This is a genomic window from Pararhizobium sp. IMCC3301, assembly GCF_030758315.1.
GTDB lineage: Bacteria > Pseudomonadota > Alphaproteobacteria > Rhizobiales.
The window spans coordinates 3220901-3243618 of the sequence record NZ_CP132336.1 but is presented as its reverse complement, the minus strand read 5'-3'; the positions used below and the strand labels follow the sequence as shown (position 1 = coordinate 3243618).

Sequence of the window (22718 nt, the reverse complement as noted above, 5' to 3'; positions counted from 1 at the left end):
GTCGTATCATTTTTTCAGCTGTGGCCGGATATCCGGGATCAGGCACCTGTCTGCAGGTTGCCTGCGGGGGCCTCGAAACACTGGCGGTTCGCACTCAGGGCAGCGCCAGCGTTAAAAGCGGAGACCAGATCGGCCTCAGCTTCGAGGACGATTAATCACCTGTTCAATGCCTCGGGGCGTCCGGGTGTCGGGAAAGGCCGTTGGCTCACTATGAGCTGCCAACTGGGTGTCCGCACGGCGCTGAACAGGTGAACGCCAGTGTCAGGCGGCCTTGCGGGAGCGCAAAGTTTCCACGATGGTCTTGAATTCCTCGTCGTTGAGGATGTCACGCTTCTTGATACCGGCCTGTTTGACCAGATCCAGAATTTCGGAGGTTTCCTCATCATCGGCCTCCCCCAGTCCCAGTGCATCCAACTTGTATTTGATGGAGGCCTTGCCGCTTTTCTTGCCGAGTACGACTTCGCCCTGCCGGCCGGTCAGGGCAGGATGCGTGCCAAACATCACCAGCGGATCATGCATGACAAAATTGATACCAATGCCGGATTCGCGGGTGAAATTGCCGGCCCCGAGGATCGGTTTGTTGCGGGCAATGGGTACATTCGCCAGACGTGACAGCAACGCGCCAAGTTCCGGCAATTTGTCGAGCTTGTAGCCGGTGTCATAACCATACAGCAGATCAAGTCCGAGCATCAGCTCTTCCAGAGCCGCATTGCCGGTGCGCTCGCCCAAACCATTGCCGCAGGAATGCACAACTTCGGCGCCGGCCGTAACCGCCGCAAGCTCTGTGGCGACGCCCATGCCGAAATCATTATGCGTGTGGATTTCAATCGGCAGGCCAGTCATGCGCTTCACCCAGCGCACCATATATTTGATCGCTTCAGGCGTGGCGCAGCCCATAGTGTCAACAATGCCGATGGAATCGGGCGGCGACTCGGCCATGATGCCCTTGCACAGATTCTCCAGATCATCGGCCCGGGCGCGGGTTGTGTCATAGGGGAAAAATACTGCGTAAAGGCCCTGCTCTTTGGCATAATTGATGACCGGAGCGCTGCGTTCAAGGACATCCCGCCAGGTCCAGCCAAACTGTGTCTTGAGCTTCGGGCAGCCGATCGGAACCTCAATGATGACGCCCTGCGCACCACATTCCAGCGCCATGTCGATATCCTTCTTCATGGCGCGGGCGAATGTGAAAATGCGGGAGTTGAGACCCAATTTTGAGATCTGTTTGATGGCTTCCGCATCCTGGGCGGATACGGCCGGCATTCCGGCTTCAATGCGCTCCACTCCGATATCTGCCATCATCTGCGCGATGGCGACCTTGTCGTCGACAGAAAAGACCACACCCGGCGTCTGTTCCCCGTCGCGCAGTGTGGCATCATGGATTTCCACCTTGGGAGGCAGGTCCAGAGCATCACGGACTTCGGGGACAAAATTATAGGGACTGACCCACCATTTTCCGTCTTCAAAATGGTTGTCGCGCATGTCATTTCTCCATTATTATTCGTGCAGCGTTATAGCGTTACCCGCAGTCGGAACCACCAGGCATCAGTTATCCATATTTTATATTTTTGACAGAAAATATCAATATTTTTATTCCAGCATTTCTCATGACGCCGTTTGGCCTGCGATCATCAAACTATGCTCGATTATGATTTAACACACTGTATAAAATAGTTTATTCAATTTCATATCGACGTTGTTTTCCATAGTTCAGGCTCCATTTTGATATAATTTTAAAATTGCAGCTCTGTAAAAAATCGATATTATCATGCCCATGGTCCTGTTGGCGTCCCGGCAGATCGATCCGAAAGCGTATTTGAACGAGGGTTAATTCTTTCAGCAGATCATGCGATAAGGTGAACCTGGCACCAGGGGCCCCCGCGAACAAGGACGGGTAATTCGTTCCACCTCGAAGTTGGACCATTGATGAAACCGAAAGATATTACATTGGAACCCGCCGATAGAGCATCTGACGCGATGCCGATCCTTGTCCGGTCCGGCAGGGAAGAGCGTGAGGCGGGCGGACCGGAATCGATGACCAGCCGTGCCTATGCACGTCTGCGGGCCGATATCATTTCCGGGACACTAAACCCCGGCCAAAAGCTCAAAATCGAGGAGTTGCGCCAGCGTTATGATGTCGGCACCAGCCCGATTCGCGAAGCCTTGAGCCTGCTCACCTCCGACCATTTTGTCGAGCGCATCGACCAGCGCGGCTTCAGGGTTGCCAAAGTCAGCGCCAAGGAATTTGATGAGCTGCTGAAAACCCGCTGCTGGCTGGAAGAGCGTGCACTGCGTGAATCCATTACCAACGGAAATTCCGGCTGGGAGGAACAGGTGGTGCTGGCGGCCTACCGGCTGTCCCGTGTGCCGCGGTCTCAGGCTGACGATCATTTCGTCGCCAATGCGGAATGGGAAGCGCGCCACAAGCATTTTCATGTGACGCTGATTTCGGCCTGCGATTCATCGATGCTTCTTAAGTTCTGTGACCAGCTTTACGATCAGAATATCCGCTACCGGCAATTATCCGGATCAAAAGCCTACCCATCGCGGGATGTTACCGCCGAGCATGGCGCGATCTGTGATGCGGTTCTGGCGCGCGATGCCGATCTGGCCGCAGAACTGCTTGTCAGCCACTACACCCGCACCGGCAATTTCCTGAAGGATCAGCTGAAAACCGGCTGATCCGGTTCACTCTTCGGCTAGCACAAAATCGAAATCGACGGTGAAAAACGGCACTGTCAGCCGGTCTGCAATGTCGAGGCCGTCGGGACGTGCGTCCAGACTGGTTTGCTCGACATAATTCATGATCAGCCGCTCACGCACTCCGAACACTGCATCTTCATCGAGATAGGGATCATCGCTGGGGAAGACCTCGGTCACCAATGTGCGATAGCCCGGCGCGGTGATGATGAAATGCAGGTGTGAAGGACGCCACGGGTGACGCCCGGTTGCATGCAGCAACTCTCCGACGGGTCCGTCATCCGGCACCGTGTAAGGCGCCGGGCGAACAGTAGAAAACCGGTACAGGCCATCTTCGCCAACCACCATGTGAGCGCGCAGATTATACTCCGGCTGCTGCTCATCCTGATTGGAATACAGCCCATTATCGGCGGTCTGCCAGATTTCGATTTCCGCGCCCTTGATCGGGGTGCCCTGCGGCGTGCGGACATAGCCGCTGACGATCACGGCAGCGCCGTCATTGTCCTGTCTCATATCGCCGCCGACCGGCAGGTCCGGTGCACCCAGAATGTGAAACGGGCCGAGCACACTGGACGGCGTGCCGATATCCGGCGAATTGATCATGTCGACCAGCGAAGACAGACCCAGCACATCGGACATCAAAACATATTCGTTACGCTCCGGCGTGGTGATTTCACCGGTCTTCTGCAGCAGTTCCAGGCCCTTACGCCATTCCGCATGGGTCAGCCCGGTCTCGCGGGCAAAATCATGAAGGTGATGGGCGAGTTTTTCCAGAATGAAGCGCAATCGGGGATTGGTGTCGTCGCCGCAATAGGCCAGAAATGCCGCGGTGATGGTCTCTTTTGTTACTGTACGCATGTTTAACCCTCAATTTGGGAGTTGAAATCAGTTCAGCAATCCTGTCGACAGGATCGGATAATTGATCAGAAATACCAGCACGATCAGCATAATGACCGCAAACGGAAAGGCGCCCATAAACACATCTTTCAGGCTGATTTTCGGATTGTTGAGCGTCGCCTTGATGACAAAACAGGATATCCCAAGAGGCGGTGTCAACAGGCCGATCTCGGCACCGATTACGGTGACGATGCCGAACCAGACGAGGCTGAGCCCCATCGATTCAATCAGGGTGATGAACAGCGGTACGACGATCAGAATAATTGATGCAGTGTCAAGCAGCGTGCCCAGAAACAGCATCAGGGCCACATAGATAATCATGATCTCCATGAAGCCGAGATCATAAGTCTGCAGCAGCGTGTCCAGTTCATTGGGCAGTCCTGCATAGCCAAGCATGCGGCTGTACAGCGATGCCATGGTAATCAGAAACAGGATGGAAGCGGTAATGTGCCCGGTTTCAATGGCGGTGAACCATAATGATTTCCACGACATCCGGCGGCGCAGCACAGCAATTACCAGCGCTGCCAGAGCCCCGGCAGCGCCAGCTTCAACCGGGGTCAGCCAGCCGGTATAGATGCCGCCCAGAACAATGACGATGAGGCTGACAATAGGTACCGTCTTTTCCAGCAATTCATAATAGCTCAGCGCGACATCTTCACCGGCGCTTCGTCCCGACCCCAGAAATGACGGCCAGAAACGGCCCGCCAGCAGAATGCCGGCAATATAGGCGATGGTCAGGATCAGGCCCGGCACGATCCCGGCAATGAACATTTCTCCGACGGATTGTTCGGCGACGAATGAATAGATGATCAGCATTGCGCTGGGCGGGATAATCATCCCCAGAACCGACGATCCGGCGACGACGCCGACTGCAAAACGCGGATTGTAATTCAGCTTCAGCATTTCCGGCACGGAGATTTTGGTGAAGACCGATGCGGAGGCAATTGATGATCCGGTGACCGCTGCAAATACAGCGTTCGCACCAACTGTGGCCATGCCGATGCCCCCGGTGATGCGCCGGAACCCGCGATTCATGACGGTGTAAATATCGGTGCCAAGGCCCGCCCTTGAGACCAGCAGCCCCATCACTGTGAACAGCGGAATGGTCGCAAACTCGTATTCCGCAACGCCATCGCCAACCGCAATCTTGAGGAAGTTGAAGGCCAGGATCGCCTTGCCACTGATCAGCCAGATCGAGATGAAGGACACCAGACCGAGCGCAATCGGAATATAGACCCCGATATAAACCAGGGCGACAATGGCAGCCACTGAAAATGCGCCGATCTCAACCGGTGACATGTCTGACCGCCCGATGATTTATAGTGTTCATGCCCTGCGGTCCCCGACGTCAAACAGATCGGCTCCATGGCTTCCAATCAGCGCTTTCAGAGCAAAAATGATGGTGCACAGCGTCACGCTGAAGAAAATTACCAGTTTGATCGGCCACCAGGGCGCGGTGAAGATTCCCGGCGTTCCGGAATATTCGCAGCGGGCAAAGGCGGCGGAAAGATCAGCCAGAAAATCACCCGAAGGCGCAGGGCCGAATTCCGGCGGTGTAAAGAAATAGCAGCTCTCAAAGGAGTCGAGAAATTCGGGCCACATGATCCACGCCACAAGCCCCATGAAAATACCGGCCACAAGGTCGATCACTCTGGTCATAATCCGCGCAGTACCCGGGCGCGTTTCAAACAGATAAAGCAGCATCCCGTCCGAGCGCGTCAACCGGTTGCTGCGCACCACATCCGGCAATTGCAGGAACACCACCAGGGCAAGTGAGAAGATCACCATTTCGACGACGCCGCGGATCGGATCGTTGAGGACGCCTCTGGCGAACACATCGGCGTTGAGAATCGCAACCAGCAGAAAAATCACTCCGGTTCCGATCATATTTGCTGCGGTCGCAACAGACACGGCGATGCGAAAGAAACGGCGGAGTAGATCGCTCGACATGTGTGCCACTCCGCCGCCCTGTTTGCTGCTAGTTGGTCAACTCGGCTGCCCAATCCCGGATCGGGGTCATGCCGGCGGCCTTCAGTTTCGCCATATAGGCTCTCAACATATCCGAGCCGGGTGCGCCTGCCGTGTCCAGCTTCTGGGCCCAATCAACCGCGATATTCGGCATTGAATTGGCCCAGGCGGCACGTGCCTCCTGCGACATTTCAACCACCGTGCCGCCACCGGCCTGGTAAGCCTCAAGCGACTCGGCAGCCAGATCCATGGCAATTCCCGCAACACGGTCGCGGTATTCCACAGCGACATTCTGCAATGCGGTTTTGACCTCGTCGGGCAGTTTGTTCCAGACATCCTTGTTGACGGTTACGGTTTTGGAATTCACCGCGCCAAGATCCGCCTTGAGCATATAAGGGGCGACTTCGGCAATCTTGAAGGTCTTGGCAGCTTCCGGCCACAACATGGCGGCATCGACTACGCCGGTCTGAAGCATGTTGTAGAAATTCGGCAGGCCGCCGCGCACGCCGGCTGCTCCCTCAATGCCTTCCAGATAGCGCAGATTATACCCGGCACCGGCGACTTTCTTGCCTTCCAGATCGGCCAGCGAATTGATCGGCGTTTTGGAGAAAATCTGGTAGGTGTCGAGTACGACACCGGTGGCCAGATAGACCTGGTTCTCCGCGTCCAGTTCAGCGGCCATCTGGGGAAATTCGCGGGCGATTTCATCAACCGCTTTTGCCACGACACGGGCGTCGGCAGCGACAAATGGCGTTACCGCCGAAATGCCCTGGCTGGGCAGTGCGGAATTATGGAAAATCGTGGTGACGATGCCAATATCGCCGAGCCCGAGCTTGATGCCTTCCAGCACGCCGCGCGGTTTGACAATGGTGCCGCCATAGGCTTCCTGCCAGTTGATTTTATAGTTGCCGGTTTTCGCCAGTTCCTCATCGACCCGCGGGATGAAGAACCCGGAGAATTCTTTGACCCACATGGATCGGTCCGGATAGCCGTCAATCGCAATCATGTTGATGGTTTCAACCGCTTCGGCCGGTTTGGCCTGCAGTCCCGCAAGCAGGCCAGCGGATACAGCTGCCGACATCATGGCTCTGCGTAAAGTCATTGTGTTCATGGTATTTCCTCCCGTTTGAATATAGTGATCCGACGGAGCGGATCAGGCGTTTTTTGGTTTCCAGTTTTCTTCAATGATGGTTCCCGCCTGGCGGAACAGTTTTGCCAGCGGGCAATATTTTGCAAGTTCCGTTGAGACAAGCTGCAATTCCGCAGCGCTCGCCGGACCGTCCGCCGTCACCGTCAGCACAATTCGCTCGAACGGAACGTCGATTTCCTGTTGCAGCGTAACGCCACTGCGGTTGAAGTCGCAGACTGCGGAAATGGTCAGGTGACCGATATCGATGCCCAGCTCATCTGCACATTTATGGCCGATGACATTGGTGCAACCGATCAGTGCGCCGATCGCGGTTTCTGTCGGCGACGGCCCCAGATTGGTGCCGCCTCTTTCAATCGGTTCATCGATGGCAAAAATCACATCGCGCACAATTATAGTCGATAAGGCATGGCTCGGACTGGTAGCCGAGGCGCGCAATTTGACCGTGGTTCTTGGTTTCAAGTGATAGTCCTTTCCATCGTCATCCCTCGCCTTTGAAATCAAGCAAAAGAGCACACATCATCAAACTCAAACCGTGGCAGGCGCTGGAACAGTGCGGTTTCATCTGCGTAGCCGAAATTACACAGAAAGTTTGACACCACACTGGTACCTGCGAAAAATTCTTCATCAACAATCTGGTTGGAAAATCCCGAAATCGGTCCGATATCCAGTCCGATCGCCCGCGCCGCAATCATCAGATAGCCGCCCTGCAGGGTAGAATTGCGGAACGCGGTATCCTGCGCATGTGCCCCCTTGCCGCGGAAATGGCCGGTGCGGTCCTCGTGAGGAAACAGGCGCGGCAGCTCCTTCCAGAAATCCTTGTCATAGGCAATGATCGCGGTCACCGGAGCGCCCATGACTTTCGGCACATTGGCGGGTTTGAGAGCCTTTGCCAGTCGCTGCTTGGCTTCCTCGGATTTAATGAAAACAAACCGCGCCGGAGAGCAATTCATGCTCGTCGGTCCCAAGGCAGCAATGTCATAAATCCGTTTGATCTGTGCGTCCGTGACCGGCTTGTCCTGCCAGGCATAATGCGAGCGCGCCCGAGTCAGGATCAAACCGATCTGATCTTCGCTCAAATGCCGGATACCGGACCGCAAGGCGCGAACGTCGTCCTGGGCATCAGAGCGCAACTCTTCAAGTTGCTGTGCTTTGGGCGCGTGAACATTCATGCAGGACCGTCCTGATTGCGATGGGTGCCAGCGGCAAAAAGCGTCTCCGCCTTTGCCGGGAATAGCGAATTCAAGCATATTCCAGTGCGTCTATTTCGTTAAAAATACCCACATTATTTGCCAATCGTCAATTAATATCGATATTTTGTTTTTTTTCAGAATTCTGTATACTGGCGGCACGAAACGGGTTTCCGGGAGGTGAATCTATGCCCTTATGGTCAGAAAATCGCGAAACGGCACGGGCGCGGGGCGCGCTGGCATTTGAATTATATATCGTTGAATCGACCCCGGCGATTGCGCCTCCGGAGATGTTGAAGCTGCTGCCGGATCATCTGGCTTATCAGAAACAGATGGAAGCTGAAGGCAGACTGTTTCTGGCTGGCCCGTTGTCGGATTCCAGCGGTGAGCAGATGAGCGGCGGCGGCATGATTGTCTATCGCGCTGCCTCGATGGCAGAGGCCCAGTCCCTGACCGAAAATGACCCGATGCATAAAATGGGCGGCCGCATCTTCACCCTGCGCAAATGGCTGGTGAATGAGGGATCACTGACTGTGTCGGTCGGATTCGCCAATCAGGCCGTGTCTCTCAGCTGAGGCGGCGATGGCCTCTTGAGATTGAGCATGTTTCCCACCAGGATCAGTGCGGCACCGGTAATGGTGTAGACATCCATGCCTTCCTCATAGACCAGCCAGCCCACAACCGCCGTCAGCGGCACGCGGAGAAAGTCCATCGGCACGACAATGGTGGCATCGGCATATCTCATCGCCTGCGTCATGCAATAATGCGAGAAAGTGCCGCAGATCGCGACCAGCACAATCCAGCCCCAGAGATTGTCCGGGACGGGTTGCCAGACAAGAATTGCGGGAATGAGGCCGATGACGGCCTGGATGACAAGCATCCAGAAAATGATGCGGACGACGCTTTCTGTGCGCGTCAGCGCCTTGACCAGAATAACCGAAATGCTGAAGCCGACAGCGGCAGCCAGTGATATCAGCTGGCCCGGTTCGATGCCGTCGGCGCGGGGCCGGACAATGATCCAGACGCCGATGAGACCCAGAAAAACCGCAGCGATTTTCCAGCTGTTCATTTTTTCACCGAGAAAGAACACAGCCAGAAGCGCAGTCCAGATCGGCATGGTGAATTCGATCGAAACAACCTGCGCAAGCGGGATCATGGTGATCGCCACCAGCCAGCCGAACTGGGCACCATAATGCACCGTGTTGCGCCAGATATGGCGCCATGGATGAGCGGTCTTCATTGCCGCCAAGCCGCCATTGGAATGGACCAGCGGATACAGCAGGACCATGCCGATCAAAGCGCGCAGTTCCATCACCTGAAAGGCGCCGATCTGACTGACCGCTTCACGGCCCGCAACGGCCATGGTCAGCATTGCTGCGAGCCAGCCTGCCATCCACAGAGCGGCGTTCCTGTTGGAAGGTTCAACACTGGTCATAGGTCAAATGAACTTTGCGATCTGAGGGCAGCCGGAATCAGGAAGAAGCAAATGCTTATAGCCGTACCAACGCCTCTATAAAAGCCCGGCCCCCGAAACCCCCACTGAACTCCACACTGGGCCCCACACCGGGCTCCACACCGGGCTCCAAGGATCAGAGAACCAGCGCCGGGTCGGGCTCAACCTGCGGTTTGCTGAAAGTTCTTTTGGAAAATCAACACGGGGGCGGTGACAGAGGCTGCATTTTGTGATTGCCTGTACGAAGGCGGGCACAAATTTAAGAAAAATAACGCTGCCCGACCCCGTTTTGGTAGGAGTTAATACCATGAAGAAGACTTTTATAATCGCTGCCAGCCTGGCAGCTGCCCTTATGGCAAGCACGGTGCAGGCAAAGACGCTGGTCTATTGCTCGGAAGGTTCACCAGAAGGCTTTGACCCTGCGCTTTTCACAGCAGGCACCACTTTTGATGCATCCTCCAAGCCGATCTATAACCGTCTCGTAGAATTCGAAAACGGCACCACAAAAGTTATCCCCGGTCTGGCTGAAAGCTGGACTGTTTCCGAGGATGGCCTGGAGTTAACGTTCAAACTGCGTTCCGGCGTCAAATTTCATTCAAATGACGTGTTCACCCCAACCCGCGATTTTAATGCGGATGATGTGGTGTTCACATTCGAGCGCCAGTTGAAGGAAGACAATCCCTGGAACAAATATACCGAGGGCACATCCTGGGAATATTTCAATGCGATGGATATGCCGACCCTGATCAAGGAGATCGTCAAGGTTGACGATATGACGGTCAAGTTTGTTCTGAACCGTCCGGAAGCACCGATTGTTGCCAATATGGCAATGGATTTCGCCTCGGTCTTTTCCAAGGAATATGCCGACAAGCTGGTCGAGATGGATGCAATGGCCGATCTGAACCAGAAACCAATCGGCACCGGTCCGTTTGCGTTTGTGGCCTATCAGAAAGATGCGGTCATTCGTTACAAGGCCCATGATGGTTACTGGGGTGACAAGCCGAAAATCGATGATCTGATTTTTGCAATCACCACTGACAATTCAGTGCGGGCGCAGAAGCTGAAAGCGGGCGAATGTCAGATCGCTCCCTATCCAAATCCGGCTGATATTCCAACGCTGCAGGCAGATCCCAATCTGCAGGTCATGGAGCAGGAAGGCCTCAATGTCGGGTATCTGGCCTATAACACCAGGGTTGCGCCCTTCGACAATCGCGACGTGCGCAAGGCGCTGAACATGGCGATCAACAAACAGGCGATTCTGGATGCCGTGTTCGAGGGAGCCGGCAAGGCTGCGAAAAACCCGATCCCGCCGACAATGTGGTCCTATGATGAAGCCACAATTGACGATCCCTATGATCCGGATGCCGCCAGAAAAATGCTGGCAGAAGCCGGGGTTACCGATCTGAAAATGAAAATCTGGGCGATGCCTGTTGCCCGTCCCTACAACCCCAATGCCCGGCGTATGGCAGAACTGTTGCAGGATGATTTTGGCAAGATCGGTGTTGAAGTGGAAATCGTCACCTATGAATGGGGCGAGTATCTGAAACTGTCCAAGGATCTGGACCGTGACGGTGCCGTTCTGTTGGGCTGGACCGGCGATAATGGCGATCCCGACAACTTCCTTGCGGTTCTGTTGAGTTGCTCTGCTGTGGGCGCATCCAACCGGGCACAGTGGTGCAACGAAGAGTTCGACAAGCTGACGAACGAGGCGAAACTGATTTCTGATCAGGCCGAACGGACAAAATTATATGTCCAGGCTCAGGAAGTGTTCAAACAGGAAGCGCCATGGGCGACCATCGCCCATTCCGTGGTGTTCATGCCGATGTCGACCAAGGTCACCGGCTACAAGATGGACCCGCTCGGCGGACACCGTTTCGACGGTGTTGATCTGGCCGAATAGGCTGTAACGTGAACCACCGGTCCGGGCGGACAATGCCGCCCGGACCATTTGCCTGATGCGAAAGAACGGGGCGTGATGTCGGATAACAGGCTGCAGCCGCTGCGCGAAATCATGCGCAGCCAAACATTAGATGCTGTCGGGTTTGTCCCCGGACCGAATTTCCGCTGGCTGTTTCAACGTGATTTTCACCTGATGGAACGCCCCCTGCTGGTGATCGTGCCCGTTGAGGGAGACGCGGTTGCCATTGTTCCCAATCTGGAAATGGCGTCGTTTGACTCGCTTGATTTTCCCGGCATGGTGTTCGACTGGCGTGATGAGACCGGCTATGCCAGCGCATTTCAGAAGGCCGCCGAAGCCCTGCCGCAGTTGATGTCCGCCAGCCGGTTCGGGCTAGAGGCCCAGCGCATGCGGGTGTTTGAACTCATGGCCCTGCAACAGGTCTTACCGAAAGTCGAGTTTGTCGATGCCCATGCCGAGATTTCATCGCTCCGGCTGCTGAAGTCGGCCGCCGAAATCGATCTTCTGAAACAGGCCATTCGCATTTCCGAAGAGGCTCTGGAAGCGACGCTGCAGGAGGTGCGCGTCGGCCAGAGCGAAAAGGAAATCGAGGCAATTTTGTTGCGTCAGCTGTTTGCCCATGGCGCCGACGGGGTCTCGTTTGAGCCGATTGTCGCGGCCGGCGACAATTCCGCGCAGCCGCATGCCAGCGCCCGGCATGATTACCGGGTGCAACGCGGCGATGCGCTGCTGATCGATTTCGGGGCACGCTGGCGCGGCTATAATGCCGATATCACCCGCACTTTCTTCATCGGCGAAGTGTCCGAGTTTGACCGGGCGTTTTACGACACTGTGCTCGCCGCCAATGAGGCAGGAAAAGCCGCCACACGGGCCGGCGCTACTGCCGCGCAGGTCGACGACACGGTGCAAAAAGTGCTGGAAGGCAGCCAGTTCGCCGCCTTTGCCCGCCACAAGACCGGACACGGGCTGGGCCTGGATGTGCATGAAGCGCCCCAGATAATGCGCGGCAACGAGCAGATGCTGCAAAGCGGAATGGTGTTCACCGTGGAACCCGGCCTGTACCGGCTGGGTGAATGCGGTGTGCGCATTGAAGATGATATTGTCGTGACCGATACCGGGATGGAATGTCTGACCTCTTTCCCGCGAGACTTGCGGATTGTAGGGTAGGCTATGTTTGGATTTCTTCTGCGCCGTATCGGATTGCTGATCCCGACATTTCTCGGCATCACCATTGTATCCTTCGGTTTTGTCAGGGTCCTGCCGGGCGATCCGGTTCTGCTGATGGCCGGCGAGCGCGGTCTTTCCGATGAGCGTTACAATGCGCTGATGCAAGAGTTTGGCTATGACCGGCCGATATGGCAGCAGTATTTCAGTTATCTGCGCGATCTTCTGTCCGGCGATTTTGGCAATTCACTGGTGACAAAACGACCGGTTCTGGAAGAGTTTTTCACGCTGTTTCCGGCCACTGTCGAGTTGGCACTGGTTGCGATGATTATCGCGGTGGCGCTGGGCATACCGGCCGGTATTATTGCCGCCAACAAACGCGGATCATTTTTTGACCAGGGCATTATGGGCACGGCGCTGGTGGGTTATTCCATGCCGATTTTCTGGTGGGGTCTGTTGCTGATCATCGTGTTCTCTGGCTGGCTGCAATGGACCCCGGTGTCCGGACGTATTTCACTGCTGTTCTACTTCCCGCAGGTCACCGGATTCATGTTGATCGACAGTCTTCTGTCGGGCCAGAAGGGCGCGTTTACGTCCGCCGTCAGTCATCTCATTTTGCCCTCAATCGTACTGGCGACGATCCCACTGGCGGTGATTGCCCGCCAGACACGCTCAGCCATGCTGGAAGTTCTGGGCGAGGATTATGTGCGCACCGCAAGGGCCAAAGGTCTGTCGACACGGCGCGTCGTCGGCATCCACGCCCTGCGCAATGCCATGATCCCGGTAATTACGGTGATTGGCCTGATGGTCGGCACACTGCTGGCCGGTGCAATTCTGACAGAGACGATTTTCTCCTGGCCCGGCATTGGCAAATGGATGGTCGATTCAATTTTCCGGCGTGACTATCCGGTGGTTCAGAGCGGTCTGCTGCTGATTGCCGCGATGGTGATGGTGGTCAATCTGCTGGTTGATATGACCTATGGTCTGATCAACCCCCGCATCCGGCACAATTGAGGCAGATATGAGCGAGCTAGAATCGACGCAGACTTCTGCCGCGCAGGTCAGATGGCAGACCAGACGGCGGATGCTGGCGGAATTCTGGTTCTATTTCTCTGAAAACCGTGGCGCCGTCATTGGGCTCTGGGTGTTTTCGGCACTGGTGCTGATCGCCGTGTTTGCGCCGTTGGTTGCTCCGCACGAGCCTAACAACCAATATAGAGACGCGCTTCTGGCGGTTCCTGTCTGGCAGGAGGGCGGCAGCTGGAAATTCATTCTCGGCACAGATGCAGTGGGGCGCGATATGCTGTCGCGGCTGATTTACGGAGCCCGGTTCTCGCTGTTCATCGGTGTCGTGGTGGTGTCGATTTCCGTGCTTGGCGGCGTCACTATTGGTCTGATAGCAGGCTATTTCCGCGGTGTCGTGGACACGCTCATCATGCGCGTCATGGACATCATCCTGGCCTTTCCCTCGCTGCTGCTGGCGCTGGTGCTGGTGGCTATTCTCGGGCCCGGCCTGATGAATGCGATGATTGCGATTGCCATTGTGCTGCAGCCGCATTTTGTGCGCCTGACACGGGCCTCGGTAATGAGCGAGATGAACAAGGAATATGTCACCTCGGCCAAAGTGGCCGGCGCCTCGCCGATCTATCTGATGACACGCACGGTGCTGCCCAATTGCCTGGGTCCAGTGACGGTTCAGGCCACGCTGTCGTTTTCGAACGCCATTCTCGATGCCGCCGCGCTCGGATTTCTCGGCATGGGCGCCCAACCGCCGACGCCGGAATGGGGAACCATGCTGGCCGAAGCCCGTGAATTCATTCTGCGGGCCTGGTGGGTCGTGACCTTTCCGGGGATCGCGATCCTGATCACCGTGCTGGCCATCAATCTGATGGGCGATGGTTTGCGGGATGCGCTCGATCCCAAGCTGAAGAGGTCCTGATGTCCCTGCTGCAAATCAAGAACCTGTCAGTTGATTTTCAGACCGCAGGCGGTCTGTTCCGGGCGGTTGACAGTGTTGATATCCACTGTGATCGCGGTGAAATCCTGTCAATCGTGGGTGAATCCGGGTCTGGTAAATCTGTTGCCATGCTGGCGCTGATGGGATTGCTGCCATGGACGGCAAAGATTACCGCCGATGTCATGGAATTTGACGGTAAGGACCTGATCGGCATGTCGAAAAAGGCCCGCCGCTCCATCGTCGGCAAAGACATGGCAATGATATTTCAGGAGCCGATGTCGAGCCTCAACCCCTGTTTTACTGTCGGCTTCCAACTGGGAGAAACGCTGCGCATGCATCTTGGCATGGGCCGCGCAGAACGCCGCCAGCGTTCGCTAGATCTGCTGGACCAGGTTGGCATTCCCGCACCGGAAAAGCGGATGAAAGCCTATCCTCATCAATTGTCCGGCGGCATGAGCCAGCGTGTCATGATTGCCATGGCGCTGGCCTGCAATCCGCAGCTGCTGATTGCCGATGAGCCGACCACCGCGCTTGATGTGACGATCCAGGCGCAGATTCTGGAACTGCTGGTATCGTTGCAGAAAGACAAGGATATGGCGCTCATTCTGATTACCCACGATATGGGCGTGGTGGCGGAAACCGCCGAACGGGTGCAGGTTCAGTATGCCGGTCAAAGGGTGGAGGAACAGGATGTGCGCGGGCTTTTTGCCAATCCGCATCATCCTTATACATCCGCCCTGCTGGCTGCGCTTCCTGAGCGCGCGGTCGGGCGTAAATTGCCGTCGATACCCGGCGTCGTGCCGGGCCAGTATGACCGGCCCGAAGGCTGCCTGTTTGCGCCGCGCTGCAGCTTTGCCACCGATCTGTGCCGCAAGCAGGTGACCCGACAGGGACCGGAGCTTGGCCATGCGCTCTGCAACTATCCGCTGGAGCGCGGCGAGCATGCCGGGCGGATGTCCGAACAGGGAGCTGTGTAATGGCTAATCCCGTTCTGGAAGGGCGCAATTTGACACGGTATTATACCGTTGGCGGGGGGATGTTCTCAAAACCCGGTGTGGTGAAGGCGCTGGATGGCGCCAGCTTCAAACTGGAGGCCGGGAAAACCCTGGCTGTTGTCGGAGAATCCGGCTGCGGTAAATCCACCCTCGCCCGTGTTGTCACCATGATTGAGGAACCGACAAGCGGGGAAGTTCTGATCGACGGCAAACCGGCAGCGCCCGGCTCGGCGGAGATGAGACAGAAAATCCAGATCGTGTTCCAGAACCCTTATGGCTCGCTCAATCCGCGCCACAAGGTTGGCTACATTCTGGAAGAGCCGATCCGGTTGAATACGGCGATGCCAGCTGCCGACCGCCGCAGGCGTGCTGAGGAAACCATGGAAAGGGTCGGTCTGCGGCCGGAACATTATGAGCGCTATCCGCATATGTTTTCAGGCGGTCAGCGGCAACGCATTGCCATTGCGCGGGCGCTGATGCTGGAGCCGAAAATCCTGGTTCTGGATGAGCCGGTGTCCGCGCTTGATCTGTCGATCCAGGCACAGGTGCTGAATATTCTGGCCGATCTGCAGTCGGATCTGGGCCTGGCCTACCTGTTCATCAGCCACGATCTTTCGGTGGTGAAACACATTTCCGATGATGTTCTGGTGATGTATCTGGGCAAGGTGGTGGAAGACGGTGCGGCAAAAACCGTGTTTTCAGCTCCGCGCCATCCCTATACCAATGCGCTGCTGTCGGCGACACCGGTAGCTGATCCGACGCGGCAGAAACAGCGCATCATGCTGACCGGCGAATTGCCCTCGCCCCTGAACCCGCCGCCCGGCTGCGCGTTTCATCCACGATGCAGCTATGCAACTGACATCTGCAGACAGACCGCCCCGGCGCTTGAAGCGGATGGCAGCAGTGCAGTCGCCTGCTATCATCCCATCGAAACAGTCGCCACAGAACCGGCCTGAAACCCGGTCAGACCCCGTTGGTTGCAGCGCGGTCTACACCGTGCCGCCGAGAGAGCCTTCCAGCGTTGCCAATTCCTGGCCGCCGGCCATCAGATCCTGCAGTTCTTCCGGCGTAATCTCGCCTTTCAGCGCCGTGCCCAGCGTCTTGCCGCGATTCAGCACGGTGAAACGGTCCCCGACAGCCATGGCATGGCGTACATTATGGGTGATGAACACCACGGCAATGCCCTTCTTGCGGACCTTGTCGATGGTCGCCAGAACATTCGATGTCTGGCGCACTCCGAGCGCTGACGTCGGTTCATCCAGGATCAGAACCTTGGCCCCGAAATGCACCGCCCGGGCAATGGCAACAGTCTGGCGCTCGCCACCTGACAGGGTTCCCACGGCCTGATCGGGACCGCGCAGACTGATGCCCATCTTCTTCATTTCGGCCATGGTCACTTCATTGGCCAGTTCATGGTCGAACATGGAAATGCCGAATTTACGTTTGGTCGGCTCATTGCCCATGAAGAAATTGCGGCTGACCGACATCAGCGGGATCATCGCAAGATCCTGGTAGACCGTCGCGATTCCGGCAGCAATAGCATCGCGCGGGCGTTCGAAATGCATTGGCCTGCCTTCGAAATAAATCTCGCCCTTGGTCTGCTTGTGAACGCCGGACATGGTTTTGATAAAGGTCGATTTTCCGGCACCATTATCGCCCAGAAGACAGTGGCACTCACCTGCGGTGATATCGACCGAGACCCCGGCCAGGGCAATAACGGAGCCGAAATGCTTCTCGATATTCTTCATCTGGATGAGAGGTTCAGTCATCTCACTTCTCCCCCGTGATCATACGCCGGATATAGGTGTTCAAAATCACCGCCAGCAGCAGGATGACACCAAGGAAGACCCGGAACAGACTGCTTTCCACACCGGCAAAGAACAGCCCCTGCTGGACCACGCCGAAGATCAGTGCGCCGAGTGCAGCGCCAATCACCGACCCGTAGCCGCCGGTCAGCAAGGCACCGCCGATGACCACCGAAATAATCGCTTCAAACTCTTTCAGAATGCCACGATCCGCACCGGCAGAGCCGAATTCCATGACCTGCGATGTGGCAAAAACGGTGGCACAGAATGCTGTGAACATGAACATCAGGATTTTTACCCGATTGACGGGAACACCGACATAACGCGCTGCCTGGGGATCTCCACCGGCGGCAAAAATCCAATTGCCGAACCGTGTTTTGGTCAGCAGAAAATGGCCGAAAATTATCAGCACAAGTGCCCAGACAATCAGCATCGGAATGCCGTCGACCACCGATTCTCCGACTCTGGAGCCACGATCGAATGTGGCGATGATGCCGGCATCTCCCAGCCATTGGAACAGTCCGGTCAGAATCTTGCCGCCAAACAGCGCTGCCAGCCAGTCGCCCTCGGCGACATCGCGAATCCCGCCGATAATGGTTTTGCGCTCAATCGTCTGCGGCAGGAAAATTGTGAACCCGCGCAGGATAAACAGGAAAGCCAGGGTAACAATAAAGCTGGGCAGGCCGGTCCTGACCACAATATAGCCGTTGAGCCCGCCGATGGCGGTGCACAGCACAAAGGTCACGACAATGGCGATCCAGACAGGCCAGCCAAGGGTAATGCTGAAAATCGCGATCATCATGCCGGCAAAGCCGATCATCGATCCGACCGACAGATCAAATTCGCCGGCGATCATCAGAAGACAGGCCCCGACAGCAATGATGGCAAATTGTGCCGAGACGATCGACCAGTTCATAATCCCCTGGGAATTGAACATTCCTGAATCGGACGCTGTCAGCAGGAAGAACGCAAATACAAGAATGGTGCCGCAAATGCCGCCTAGTTCCGGACGGATAAGTGCTTCGCGGAAACGGGATCGTTGCTTGATCCGCTCATCTGCGAGTGGGGTCGCCTCTGACATGTCAGACCTCCAGCATGTGGATTGATAGTTCAAAAGGCGGCTGACCCCAAGTCAGCCGCCTTTCAGACATTAGCTCTAGCGGTACTCGCCAGCGTATTTTTCAACAAGCTCAAGGCCATCGGCGGTGACAAAACCGGGGCCGGAATTGATGTTGTTGCCGGGCAGAACGCCATAACGGTGATAATTGGTCAGAACCACCACCGGCAGATAGGCCTGCAGGAATGGCTGCTGGTCAATGCCCCAGGCAATGGTACCGGCCTTGATGCCCTTGACGATTTCATCACCCAGATCAAAAGTGCCGAAATAGATGTCGCCGGCCATGCCGTTTTCCTCGACCGCAAGTAAGGTCGGATCAGCCGAAGTTGGTCCAAGTGTCAGGATCGCATCTGTATCAGGATTGGCTGACAGATAGGCCAGAACACGGTTTTTGATTTCCGCAGGGTCCTGTCCGCTGTCAATCATCTGATTGCCCAGATCAACGCCGAGACCATCGGCAAAGCCCTGACAGCGCTCTGTCGAGGACGGCGAACTGATATAGTGATTGACGCAGAGGAAACTGCCGACACCATCGCCTTTGGCGCGCTGCCCGGCAGCCAGACCGGCGTCGTATTCGGGTTGTCCGACATACATCAGAGCGCCGACTTCACGGGCCTGTGCCGGTGTTCCGGAATTCATGATGATGACATCAATGCCCTGATCGACTGCGGCACGAATAGGGCCGCTCAGAACATCATAATCCGACAGGGTGGTGATGATACCGGTCGGGCCGGACGCTGCTGCCTGTTCGATGATCCGCGCCATATCGGCCAGATCTCCGGTGGGCGGATTGCGGTATTCCACTTCCACACCCATCTGCTCGGCGGCCAGCGCGATGCCATTTTTGATGGTGTTCCACCAGCTGTCGGAATCCGGTGCATGGCTGACCAGAATATATTTCTCAGGGTCGGCCTGCGCAACTGTGGCAAACCCCGTCACAGCGACAGCGGCGCCAACAGCGGCACCCATCATTTTTTTGATAAATCGTTTCATTTTGTTTTCTCCCAAAAACGTTCAATATGGTCTTACTGGGTCAGACAAGCATTTCCCGGCGCCAAATAATCACGTACGATGCGGTATTGCAACCGGTTGCAAAATAAATGTTTGGATTCTCCGGCCAACCGCTGGTCGCACTGAACCTATCACACTGCAACCGCAAATAGATAGAATGAAAGAGCCAGAGCAAGATGGTTGTGACCCTGAAGGATGTGGCTGAACGCGCAGGAGTTTCGCGTTCAGCCGTCTCGCGGACCTATACTGATGGTGCAAGTGTTTCTGAAAAAACCCGCAAAAAGGTGGAAAAAGCTTCACGCGAACTGGGTTACAGCCCAAGCCTGATTGCCCGAAGCCTTGCCACCAACCGCACCAAACTTATCGGTCTGGTGGCGAATAATTTTCAGAACCCGATTTTTCTGGAAGTGTTTGATCTTTATACGCGAGCGCTGCAGGAACGAAGCCTGCGCCCGCTGCTGGTGAATCTGACCAATGAGACCAATCCGGAACATTCGGTGCGCATGCTGCGGCAGTACAATGTTGATGGCGTGATTGTTGCGACTTCAACGCTTCAACCGCGATTTTCCGCCGCCTTCCGGAATGTCAATATGCCGGTGGTGCATGCGTTTGGCCGGTTCGAGGCCGGGTCGCCGGTTCATGTGGTCGGTATCGACAATCTGGCCTGCGGGCGGATGGCGGCCGATACGCTGATCCGGCATGGCTACCGCAACATCGCATTTCTCGGCGGCCCGCAAATGGCAACGTCGACCCAGGACCGGGCCAGCGGATTTCTCAGCCAGTTGAAGGCCGCGAATATGGAGGCTGTCAATGTAGTCTATGCCACCGCCTATAATTACGCTGCCGGACAGGAAGCCATGCAGGAACTGCTTGGCAACAGTCAGCTCGATGCGATTTTCTGCGGTGATGATCTGATCTGCATGGGCGCGATGGATGCGGCCCGCACCAACGGGCTGTCGATCCCTCAGGACATTGGTTTTCTCGGCTTTAACGATATGAATATGGCGTCGTGGTCGGCTTATAATCTGTCGACCATCCGCCAGCCGACACCAGACATCATCCTCAGTTCAATTGAACTGGTCGTTGCCCTTGTTGATGATCCGAAACGCGCCGTGGAGACACGGATATTTCCGTGCTCCGTTGTTGAACGCGGCACACTGAAGCCGCTTGCCTCGCAGAGCCCGCAAGGTCAGTTGAAACCGATGGATTCCAGATAGGTGCGGTTGGCAATCGCATCCTTGATGGGTGAGGTGTCACCCGCCGGATCGCAATCCTGCTCTACAGTGCACCAGCCCTGATAGGAGTTGTCGAGGAGCAACTGCCGGACAGCGGGAAAATCGGTTTCACCATCGCCAAGATTGCAGAAAATGCCCTGGCCGCAGGCATCGTAAAAATTGGTTCTGTTGGCAACGACACTGGCCTTGACCACCGGATCGATATCCTTGAAATGGACATAGGTAATGCGGTCCATATGCCGTTTCATAAAGGCAACCGGATCAAATCCCGCAAAGTGGCTGTGGCCGGTATCAAGGCAGATTTTCAACAGATCGGCATCGATTTCCTGAAGCAGGCGTTCGACCTCCGGTTCAAAATCCATGAACCCGCCGGCATGGGGATGAATACTGACATCGAGCCCGTATTCCTCAGTGCCGATTTTGCAGATTGTGCGAAAACGATCTGCATAGTCGGCCCATTCCGCGGCGGCCATCTGCTCGGCTTCAGCCGGTCGGCCGACCGTCGGTGCCCGGCGCGGCGAGATGGAATCAATCAGAACCAGGTGTCTGGCACTATGGGCTGTCAGCGACTTGCAGGTGCGAATGGCACCGTCGAGCACGTCGTCCCATTTGTCGTTGTCGTGAAAGGCGCGAAATACAACGCCGCCGATCAGCGTCAGCTCGCGCGCGGCAAGCGCATCGGCGAGTTTTGCAGGATCTTCCGGCAAAAACCCGACGGGGCCAAGTTCTATGCCGGTATAGCCGGCCTTCTGGCAATCATCCAGCACCGATTGCCAGGCCGGATTGCGCGGATCATCAGCAAATTCCACACCCCAGGAACAGGGCGCATTTCCAATTCGAATGGTCACGGTTTTCTCTTTCTATTGACTGCAGGCCCGGCTTTTTACTGTAAACCCGGCCTTAAAACTCACTGATCGAAACCCAGTTGCGGGTCTCATTCGACGCCCAGGCCGCTTCGATAATTCTGTTGACTTCCATACCATCGCGGAAGGTCGGCCAGACAGAGGAACCGGTTTCAATGGCTTTCAAAAAATCATGCGCTTCAATGATGATCTGATCCTGATAGCCGGTGCCGTGACCGGGGCCCTGACAGAACGGCAGATAATCCGGATGCTCCGGGCCCGTCAAGATTTTGCTGAAGCCCTGGCGGTCGGATGCGGCATCGCTGTTGTAAAGCCACAGCGCATTCTGGTCTTCCTGATCGAACCGGATGGACCCTTTGGTGCCGAAAATTTCGTAGGCATAGCCCATTTTCCGACCGGTCGCGACGCGGCTGAAATACAACGTGCCCATGGCACCGTTTTCAAAGCGGCACATGAATTGAGCGTGATCATCATTGGTTACAGCCTGGGGTCCGGAGCCGTTCTCGCCAGGCCGGGTCTGGTGGACGGTTTCAATGTCGGCGCTGAGACTAGCAATGGGTCCGGCCAGAGCCAGCGCGCCATTGATCATATGGGGGGCAAGATCGCCCATCGTGCCGTTTGATCTGCCCCTGGTGCGCCAGGTTCCGGGCATCTGCGGATCGCAGAAGAAATCCTCGGTGTGTTCGCCGCGAAAATAGGTGACCGCGCCGATTTCGCCGGATGCAACAATGCTGCGCGCCAGTTGCGAGGCCGGTGTGCGGATATAGTTGAAGCCGACCATATTGGGCAGGCCGCTCTGTTCCGCTGCTTCCACCATGATCCGGCTGTCAGCAAGGCCAGCGCCAAGCGGTTTTTCGCAGAACACCGGTTTGCCCAGCTTGAAGGCGGCAAGCGCAATGTCCCGATGGGTTTCTTGGGGAGAGGCAATGATGATGGCTTCGACGGCGGGATCATTGACCAGGGCGCGCCAATCCGCAGTTGCGCGGTTGAAGCCAAACGCGGCGGCCTTCTTTTCGGCACCGGCCTGGGAGGTGGTGCAAATCAGCTCGCAAACCGGTCTCAGCCGGGTTTCGAACACGGCGCCGACCGCCTGCATGGCAACAGAGTGCGCCTTGCCCATATAGCCGCCGCCGACGACCCCTATTCCGATATTTTTCATCACCAACACCATTTCCGTAGATTATTTTTGCAACCGGTTGCAAAAAACCTAAACTCTAATTAGGATCGCCCGTCAAGAACGGAATTGCTGTTTGCGCCAAAATGCGCTTTGCATCAGTTTTCGACAATTCAACACGGAT

The 22718-nt window shown here is 56.1% G+C and carries 22 protein-coding genes; 9 read left to right on the top strand and 13 right to left on the bottom strand.

The genetic code is table 11. The features are described from left to right. Positions 1-261: 261 nt before the first annotated feature. Positions 262-1482, bottom strand: coding sequence for a hypothetical protein (locus RAL88_RS15670; protein WP_306264799.1), 1221 nt, complete (start codon positions 1480-1482; stop codon positions 262-264). Between the two features lie 444 nt (positions 1483-1926). On the opposite strand from RAL88_RS15670, the gene RAL88_RS15665 reads away from it, so the two are divergent. Beyond that, a complete protein-coding gene (locus RAL88_RS15665) occupies positions 1927-2682 on the top strand; it encodes a GntR family transcriptional regulator (protein ID WP_306264798.1) in 756 nt (251 codons plus the stop codon). A gap of 6 nt (positions 2683-2688) precedes the next feature. On the opposite strand, the gene RAL88_RS15660 is transcribed toward RAL88_RS15665, so the two are convergent. From RAL88_RS15660 to RAL88_RS15635, 6 genes are read right to left on the bottom strand one after another with little or no spacing between them, the layout of a single operon-like run. Next, positions 2689-3558: a dioxygenase gene (locus tag RAL88_RS15660; protein WP_306264797.1), complete on the bottom strand. Its 870-nt coding sequence runs from the start codon at positions 3556-3558 to the stop codon at positions 2689-2691. 27 nt (positions 3559-3585) lie between these two features. Next, positions 3586-4896, bottom strand: coding sequence for a TRAP transporter large permease (locus RAL88_RS15655; RefSeq protein WP_306264796.1), 1311 nt, complete (start codon positions 4894-4896; stop codon positions 3586-3588). A gap of 27 nt (positions 4897-4923) precedes the next feature. Further along, positions 4924-5547 carry a TRAP transporter small permease subunit gene (locus RAL88_RS15650; protein ID WP_306264795.1) on the bottom strand — a complete coding sequence of 208 codons (624 nt, stop codon included), beginning with the start codon at positions 5545-5547 and terminating at the stop codon, positions 4924-4926. A 28-nt stretch (positions 5548-5575) separates the two neighbouring features. Continuing rightward, positions 5576-6676 (bottom strand): C4-dicarboxylate TRAP transporter substrate-binding protein, encoded by a 1101-nt coding sequence (locus RAL88_RS15645; protein ID WP_306264794.1) that lies wholly within the window; start codon positions 6674-6676, stop codon positions 5576-5578. A 42-nt stretch (positions 6677-6718) separates the two neighbouring features. Continuing rightward, a complete protein-coding gene (locus RAL88_RS15640; RefSeq protein ID WP_306264793.1) occupies positions 6719-7174 on the bottom strand; it encodes an OsmC family protein in 456 nt (151 codons plus the stop codon). Between the two features lie 38 nt (positions 7175-7212). Beyond that, a complete protein-coding gene (locus RAL88_RS15635; protein ID WP_306264792.1) occupies positions 7213-7884 on the bottom strand; it encodes a malonic semialdehyde reductase in 672 nt (223 codons plus the stop codon). Between the two features lie 206 nt (positions 7885-8090). Here RAL88_RS15635 and RAL88_RS15630 point away from each other — a divergent pair, with 206 nt between their 5' ends. Beyond that, on the top strand, positions 8091-8477 hold the full coding sequence (locus tag RAL88_RS15630; RefSeq protein WP_306264791.1) for a YciI family protein: 387 nt from the start codon (positions 8091-8093) through the stop codon (positions 8475-8477). Here the strand turns inward: RAL88_RS15630 and RAL88_RS15625 are convergent. Further along, entirely contained in the window at positions 8456-9337 is an 882-nt protein-coding gene (locus RAL88_RS15625) for a DMT family transporter (protein ID WP_306264790.1), read from the bottom strand. The genes RAL88_RS15630 and RAL88_RS15625 overlap by 22 nt on opposite strands. A gap of 325 nt (positions 9338-9662) precedes the next feature. On the opposite strand from RAL88_RS15625, the gene RAL88_RS15620 reads away from it, so the two are divergent. The 6 genes from RAL88_RS15620 to RAL88_RS15595 all read left to right on the top strand — a co-directional run bounded on the left by RAL88_RS15620 (position 9663) and on the right by RAL88_RS15595 (position 16345). Beyond that, positions 9663-11255, top strand: a complete 1593-nt coding sequence (locus RAL88_RS15620; protein WP_306264789.1) for an ABC transporter substrate-binding protein — start codon at positions 9663-9665, stop codon at positions 11253-11255. Between the two features lie 75 nt (positions 11256-11330). After that, positions 11331-12440 carry a Xaa-Pro peptidase family protein gene (locus RAL88_RS15615; RefSeq protein WP_306264788.1) on the top strand — a complete coding sequence of 370 codons (1110 nt, stop codon included), beginning with the start codon at positions 11331-11333 and terminating at the stop codon, positions 12438-12440. A gap of 3 nt (positions 12441-12443) precedes the next feature. Next, a complete protein-coding gene (locus RAL88_RS15610) occupies positions 12444-13451 on the top strand; it encodes an ABC transporter permease subunit (RefSeq protein WP_306264787.1) in 1008 nt (335 codons plus the stop codon). A gap of 7 nt (positions 13452-13458) precedes the next feature. After that, entirely contained in the window at positions 13459-14376 is a 918-nt protein-coding gene (locus RAL88_RS15605; protein ID WP_306264786.1) for an ABC transporter permease subunit, read from the top strand. Further along, positions 14376-15371, top strand: a complete 996-nt coding sequence (locus RAL88_RS15600) for an ABC transporter ATP-binding protein (RefSeq protein WP_306264785.1) — start codon at positions 14376-14378, stop codon at positions 15369-15371. Before RAL88_RS15605 ends, RAL88_RS15600 begins: the two co-directional genes overlap by 1 nt. Continuing rightward, the gene (locus tag RAL88_RS15595; RefSeq protein ID WP_306264784.1) at positions 15371-16345 is read left to right on the top strand and encodes an ABC transporter ATP-binding protein; all 975 of its coding nucleotides are present in this window, start codon (positions 15371-15373) and stop codon (positions 16343-16345) included. Before RAL88_RS15600 ends, RAL88_RS15595 begins: the two co-directional genes overlap by 1 nt. Before the next feature lie 33 nt (positions 16346-16378). Here the strand turns inward: RAL88_RS15595 and RAL88_RS15590 are convergent, their stop codons facing one another. The 3 genes from RAL88_RS15590 to RAL88_RS15580 all read right to left on the bottom strand — a co-directional run bounded on the left by RAL88_RS15590 (position 16379) and on the right by RAL88_RS15580 (position 19304). After that, positions 16379-17158, bottom strand: coding sequence for an ATP-binding cassette domain-containing protein (locus tag RAL88_RS15590; RefSeq protein ID WP_306264783.1), 780 nt, complete (start codon positions 17156-17158; stop codon positions 16379-16381). Position 17159: 1 nt separating this feature from the next. Beyond that, positions 17160-18275, bottom strand: a complete 1116-nt coding sequence (locus tag RAL88_RS15585; protein WP_306264782.1) for an ABC transporter permease — start codon at positions 18273-18275, stop codon at positions 17160-17162. 75 nt (positions 18276-18350) lie between these two features. Then, complete coding sequence (locus RAL88_RS15580) at positions 18351-19304, bottom strand: sugar ABC transporter substrate-binding protein (protein WP_306264781.1); 954 nt, start codon at positions 19302-19304, stop codon at positions 18351-18353. A 194-nt stretch (positions 19305-19498) separates the two neighbouring features. Here RAL88_RS15580 and RAL88_RS15575 point away from each other — a divergent pair, with 194 nt between their 5' ends. Further along, positions 19499-20539 (top strand): LacI family DNA-binding transcriptional regulator, encoded by a 1041-nt coding sequence (locus RAL88_RS15575; protein ID WP_306264780.1) that lies wholly within the window; start codon positions 19499-19501, stop codon positions 20537-20539. Here RAL88_RS15575 and RAL88_RS15570 read toward each other — a convergent pair. Both RAL88_RS15570 and RAL88_RS15565 read right to left on the bottom strand, forming a co-directional pair. Further along, a complete protein-coding gene (locus RAL88_RS15570) occupies positions 20512-21405 on the bottom strand; it encodes a sugar phosphate isomerase/epimerase (RefSeq protein WP_306264779.1) in 894 nt (297 codons plus the stop codon). The genes RAL88_RS15575 and RAL88_RS15570 overlap by 28 nt on opposite strands. A gap of 52 nt (positions 21406-21457) precedes the next feature. Then, on the bottom strand, positions 21458-22579 hold the full coding sequence (locus tag RAL88_RS15565) for a Gfo/Idh/MocA family protein (RefSeq protein WP_306264778.1): 1122 nt from the start codon (positions 22577-22579) through the stop codon (positions 21458-21460). Between the last annotated feature and the right edge of the window lie 139 nt (positions 22580-22718).